The sequence below is a fragment of the Rheinheimera soli genome (assembly GCF_031457405.1).
In the GTDB taxonomy this organism is placed as follows: domain Bacteria; phylum Pseudomonadota; class Gammaproteobacteria; order Enterobacterales; family Alteromonadaceae; genus Pararheinheimera; species Pararheinheimera soli_A.
On the sequence record NZ_JAVDWR010000040.1, the window covers coordinates 1 to 6,663 of the forward strand.

A 6,663-nucleotide genomic window follows, 5' to 3' on the forward strand; every position below is an offset into this window, starting at 1 on the left:
CATCGTAGCTATAGCTCATACTCACCGACGCTCCTGCGCCGTTTGTTGTACTGCTGGTCAATCGATGCAGGTCATCGTAGCCATAGCTTTCACTCACATTGGTTGCAGCATTGCTGTAGTACTGCAAATTACCAAAACTATCGTACTGGCTGTAACTTAGCTGATGCACCGTCACACTGCCCGATATAGCCTTAAGCGTCTGCACCCAGCCCGTGCCCGCATCATAGCTTCGGCTTTCCAGTACACCATTACCCAAACTTGCGTTGGTGATATGACCAAATGCATCCTGCGCCGTAATGTGACGGTACACATAACCACTGGCTGCGTTTTTTACCTGCTCCAGGTGACCCTGTTCGTTGTAGTCATATTCCACCGTCAATCCGTTCGGGTAACTCTTGCCTATGAGTTGCCCGCTCGAAGAGTGGTACTGGTAGTTCTGTTTGAATACCTCTCCATCGACCTGCAACGTATTACTCGTTAGCCTACCGTATGCATCATACCCAAAGCTGCGTACTACCGAACTACTGCTTTCGCTGTCCGGCAAGCCTTTTTGCGTGCTGTCGTAGCCGTAGCTGAACTGCTCCTGCACCACGCCAGCTTTGATTGCCTTTAGCGCCGTCTCACGACCTAGTTCGTCGTAATCGTGGTATTTATTGACTCCGCTGGCATCCGTCTCCTGTTCCAACTCTCCAAAGCCGTTGTACACATAGTCGGTTATCCCCTGATTCGGGTCGTCTACCCGCAGTTTCATCCCCAGCGCATTATAGGCAGCATACAACGACACCCCATTGGCGTCCTGCATCACCACCGGCAGCCCCTGACCATTGTAACTGTAGCGGGTACTTCCCCCCTCACCATCCACGGTTTCCATCAGTTGGCCCAAGCTGTTGTAGCTGCGGCTCATTTGGATGCCGCCCGCATTAATGTCTGTTTTCAATCCATCGTAGCTGTACTGGATACTCAGCCTGCTGTCGTGCGTGGTTTTTTCTCCCGGACGGTTCAGCTCGTCATACGCCTGATACTCTGTCCAGGACGGGCTGTCACCTTCTGCGTAAGGCAAGGATTCTCTGCTCAGGCGGCCAAGCGCATCATAGCCTTTATCCCTGTTTATCCACTCTCCGCTAAATCCCTGAACTGAGGTGCGTACTTCACGGCCCAGCATATCCAGGTAGACGCGCTGCTCCGGCATACCTTTTTGCTGTATAACCTGCACCGTTACAGCCAAAGAAGGTGCATTGGTGTCATATTCAGCTTCATCCAACGTCACATGTCTAACCCCGCTTTGCGGCTCGCTGTGCCGTATCAGTCGGCCAAAGGCGTCATACGAATAAGACGTCAACAACAGGTTGGCATCGACAACTTTATTCCTCAGACCAAACTCAGGTAATGTGCGTATCGTAGTGACATGTCCTTTGGCATTGGTCAGACGAAATACAAAAGCACCGGCAGGGCGAGCCACTGTGTCTCCATATTCCATTGTGGTACTGCGGCTACTGAGTTCTTGCCACAGCCCTGACAGGTCCATCATTGCTGTACTTTCCGTCACACTCAGCGGTAAGCCGTAGCTGTTGTAAGACGTTTCGATGGTTTTCACGGGACTGTTGTCCGAAGCGCTCATCTCCATCAGCTCCGGCTGTCTGGAACTGTGGAAATTACTGTAGCTGGTTTGTACCCAACTACTGCTATCCAGAATTTGTCCAGCTACTGAATACGGGTCGCTACCGTGTCGGTTCTGCATGGCATCTGTTGTTACCTTGCGTGTAAGTAACTTATTCGGCCAAGCCTCGCTTGCATCAAAGCTTTGAGTAAGGGTTTTGCTAGCAAGTCCATAAGCATCTTCAGTGCTGTTCGTCTGAATAAGCACATTGCCGTAGGTGTCTACAGAGGTAACTTGCACCTGCTGCATCGATAGCGGCGTTTTACTCTGCAAGTCCTGCTTAATCACTGTGGTGTGCGCCGGATATATCAGGTAGCGGTGCTGCCCCGGAGCACAACTCCATAACTCGCTGGCCGTCGAGGTGTCAGTATTACTGCTGCAACTACCCGACTGAGCCTTATGCTCCGTATTTAACACCCAACGCTGCAAGCTCAATTCAAAAGCATTATCGGCTCCGGTAACATCAAAGGCATTCTGGTCTGAGCTACTGTAAACAAAGGGTGACGTCCACCCCTGCACTGCGGCAAAACTGCCAGCTGGGTATTCGGCGGTCTTAAAGTGGAATTTCGCCTGCAGCTGGCCTGTAAAGGGCGCCTTTTGCAAATAATCGGCATGCTCAATTACGCCCAGATCCACATCTTCTTCAATAACAGAGCGGAAACCAGAGAAGCCTTTACCCGCGTGGTTATAAACAGCACCACGGTATGCAAAGCGTTTTTTTCGCTCACCGCCAATGCCATTGCTTTGGCTGAACTCTGAGACCACATACATACTGGATGCAAAGTGGAAATGCTGATTATCTGCCACATAACTATGCGATGTTGCATATAGTGGTTTATCGGCTACAGTATTTTGCCCCGTCGCCAGCGGTAAATAACTCCAACGTGCAACTTTACCCAGGCCATCACGCACCGTCACCAGACTATCCATCGACGTCTGTCCGGTAGTGCTATCCCCCAAATTGCGGTTAATCCAAGTGCCGTATTGTGTCCCGAGCGGGCTGGTCGAACCATTAAAGCGCTGACCTGAGGTAAAGCGAGTACCATAGGTAAACATCAGATGGTCAAGTCCGTTGCCGTAAGCATCAACTGCAGCGCTCTGAGTAGCCGAGCCAATAAGCTGTGTGGGCTGACGAGTCAAATGTAAAGTCCCATCCGGTGACACAGCGAATTGCACCGAGTCATACCGGTAAATACTTTCATCATTGCTTTCAGCCGGAATGGGGAAAGTGGCCGTGGAGTTGCTACTCTGAGGAACAGCACCATACATCGCATCACCACAGAACTCTTTAGTCACCGCTTTACCTGCAACCACATCACCATACATAATACAGGACTCAATCAAACGCTCTGCGGGTACCAAAAGTTCAGCCTTGCCGTCATTATTCACATCCATCACCCTGAATGCGCCGCTGTATTTAGGGTATGAAATAGTCTGTTCTTCAGTGTTATGTACAGCATTAATCGCGTGATAACTACGGCTATGTAACCAGGACGTATCGCCACTTGCGCTTCTTAGCGGTGTAAAACCAGCACCGGTATTTAAAGAATATGCCAACCCATGCCCTGCACTCCAGCCCAACCAATCTGTCAGGCCGTCATTATTCACATCAATAAAATAACTAAAATAGTCCCACTGCATCGGCGACGCCGAAAATGGCAAAGACATGCTATTGAATGTTAGTATGCTGCTACTCCATTGGCTGTACAGCACTCTTTCCGGTTGTGGTTGTGGGTAGCTGTAAAACTTGTTTTTGTTGTTCATCACAACGACATCCGCCAAACCATCTCCGTTCATATCACCAGTTAACTGGATACTGGTGGTTGCATAGGGGATGCCACCACTATATTCCAGCACAGCAGTATAAATAACAGTACCACCGCCCGAATAAGGTGCGGATAGATTGCGGCTGTGTAAATACACCCGGTAATCAGGCTTCGCTCCGTTAACACGGTACATCACCAAATCCGGCCAGCCGTCGCCGTTAAAGTCGGCAAAACCTTCAACCCGGTCACGACCCAACTGATGCGAAGAGCTTTGGTTCATCGAAATACTAGTGGTGATCCAGCTGGTTGTGATAGAACTTCCCTCGCCACTGGTCAGACCAACATCTAAAAAAGCTCCGTTGTCTTTTACCGCATCGGTACGCCCATCCAGATCCAAATCAGCCTGATGACAAACATAAGCTTGCTGGTACACATCAAAGCCGCATCCTGGCAGGACAAAACTGTGTGTTGCCTGAACTGTACCTTCTGCGTCAACAAAGCTACCATTCCAGTCCCTGCTTCCATCACCATTGATGTCGCCCCGCGGCAATGCTTCTGTGATGGTTCGATAATTGCTGTATCCGCTAAAAGGTACCCACTCAAGGCTATAACCGGCGTGTTGTTCTGACCAGTCAAACTCAGTCGGTTCCAAACAATTGACGAGGACATTTCCTATAAATGCACATTCAGTCACTGAGCGCAGCAAAGTTCGGCCTGAACCTATGCTTAGCTCTCCATAAGTGAGGCGGTACTCGCGAATTTTATTATTGTTATAGAAAGTAGTCATTGTACTCAGCCGCTGCGTCTGCTGGATAGCTCCACCTGCCAAATAACTTAATGAAGGATCAGCGCGGTCTTCATAGCCAAACCTGACGTTGCCCAGACCATCCTCAGAGGAGGTTCCGGTATAGATAATCTGGGAGAGCAATACTTCGGCTTGCCCAAAATTTTGGTACACATAACGCATGGTGTTATTGCCAGTGACATCAGTTACTTTACTCAGCAACCATTCCTGCACCATGGACTGTTTATCCGGCACCACTTGGCTTGTACTGCTATCACCAAACAGCAAGGTACGGCCAGCACTATCCTTCACAGCAAAGTAGGTTGCTGCGCCGGACAAATCACCGCCACGCTGGCTGATTCGACTGAAATCATCCAACTCCGGGGCATATACCGCGCCGTTTTTCCCATAGTTGCCACTAATCAACACTAAACGCCTGCCGTTGTAGCACAACTTATCGCTGTCGCTCAGCATAACGGATCGCGTAACCGCATCATTGGCAAAGCTACTTCCACACCTGCTTATACTGGAAGTTGCGCTCAGGCTCCATCCCATGCCGGCAATACCATTACCCCTTCCGGAGTTGTAGTTCAGGCTGACGTCCGGCTGCATGCCTGCGCGACCCGGTGCGATTTGAACAGGAATAACAAAACTGGCCTGTCCACCTCGAACCCCCGTTTCAGCAGCTACGGCACCGATCTCTTTTGTTGACATTTTTGTATAGGCTGGTGCGGAAATACTTTGTTCTTGAACCTCAATTTTGTCGGTGTTATACCAACCATGTTCCATCGATGGTGGTTCTTTAAAACTTGCCAGCACGTCACAGTTTGAAACCACATTCGCCACTCGAAATTCATTCCCGTTTCGTTGCCCTTCGCAACCAGAAACAGAATCGATCATATAACCTTCTTCAGGGGTGATAGTAAAAGTGGCATCTTCGGCGTGACTCACTTGTACAGTGGTCGGAGAAATCGTACCTCCCTGACCTGCCAAGGCACTAATCGTATAACTGTTCAGACTAAAACTGGCACTCACGGCACAAGCTCCCGTGATCCCCCCGGTGGTATAAGTCGTTCCACTTAACGTGCCACCACAACCACTGACTGCACTGATGTGATAACCAGTACTTGGGGTCACTGTAAAACTGGTGGTACTGCCATGAGTGACCACTTTGGACGTCGGGCTGATGCTTCCTCCCGCCCCTGCCGATGCACTGACTGCATAACTGTTCAGACTAAAACTGCCGCTTACTGTACAAGCCCCTGTAATAACTCCGGTCGTATAAGTGCTGCCACTGAGCGTTCCACCACAACCACTGACTGCCCCAATGCTATAGCCAGTATTGGGGGTCACCGTAAAACTGGTGCTGCTGCCATGATTCACCGCTTTGGATGTCGGACTGATACTTCCTCCCGCCCCTGCCGATGTGCTAACCGCATAACTGTTCAGGCTAAAACTGGCACTCACGGCACAAGCCGCTGAAATAACTCCGGTCGTATAAGTGCTGCCACTGAGCGTTCCGCCACAGCCAGTGACCGACTGGATCGAATACCCCACCGCTGGTGTCACCGTAAATGTAGTAGTTCCTCCATTAGATACGGTCCGACTTGAGGGACTGAAACTACCTCCACTGCCTGCAGATGTGCTCACCTGGTAATGAATAGTATAAACTGCTGCGTTTTCAAAGCTGTCAAGCATGCCAGATTTATATGCTACCGCGCGTAAAGTCGCTGTCTGGCTTAATACCACTGGACCGCTGTACACCGGAGAACTGGCAGAAACCTGAGTATTGTTCGTTGTATAACGAATGGTCGCTCCCGCTGTACTTGTTGACAACGACACACTGACTGAGTTGGTATAAGTACCCGCTGCTACCGAAAGTGCTGGCTGTACCACCCTGGCCATAACAACAAACGGGGTACTCAACCCTGAATTAAACGAGCATTCACCTAACGAGTCACAAGCATTGATTGAATACTGGTAACTGCTTCCAACTACACCGATGAAACTGCTCCCAGTTGTCGTAACATATTTACTAGTCGCAAAAACACCATCTTTATACTGAAGCACATTATATGCTACCGCTCTGGGGACAGCATTCCATGTCACATTCATCGAATACTCTGCGATTCCCGCTCCCACTGTCGGTGCTGGTAATGCAAAATTCGCGCTCACTGTACAAGCACCTGTAATCCCGCCTGTCGTGAACGTGTTACCACTTAAACTGCCACCACAGCCTGAAGCTGATTGACTCACATAACCCTCGGCAGGTGTCAACGTAAAGCTGGTAGTGCCACCATGAGTGACCACTTTGGATGTCGGACTGATACTTCCATTTAGACCTGCTGATGTGCTAACCGTATAACTGTTCAGACTAAAACTGGCACTCACAGCACAAGCTCCCGTGATCCCCCCGGTGGTATAAGTCGTTCCACTTAACGTGCCACCACAACCAC

At 50.0% G+C, this 6,663-nt stretch carries 1 protein-coding gene; it reads right to left on the reverse strand.

What is annotated here, in order from left to right; all coding sequences use genetic code 11:
• Nucleotides 1-6,598 (reverse strand): InlB B-repeat-containing protein (locus tag J2W69_RS20400; protein ID WP_405047904.1); only part of this gene is annotated, 6,598 nt, incomplete at its 3' end.
• Nucleotides 6,599-6,663 lie beyond the last annotated feature (65 nt).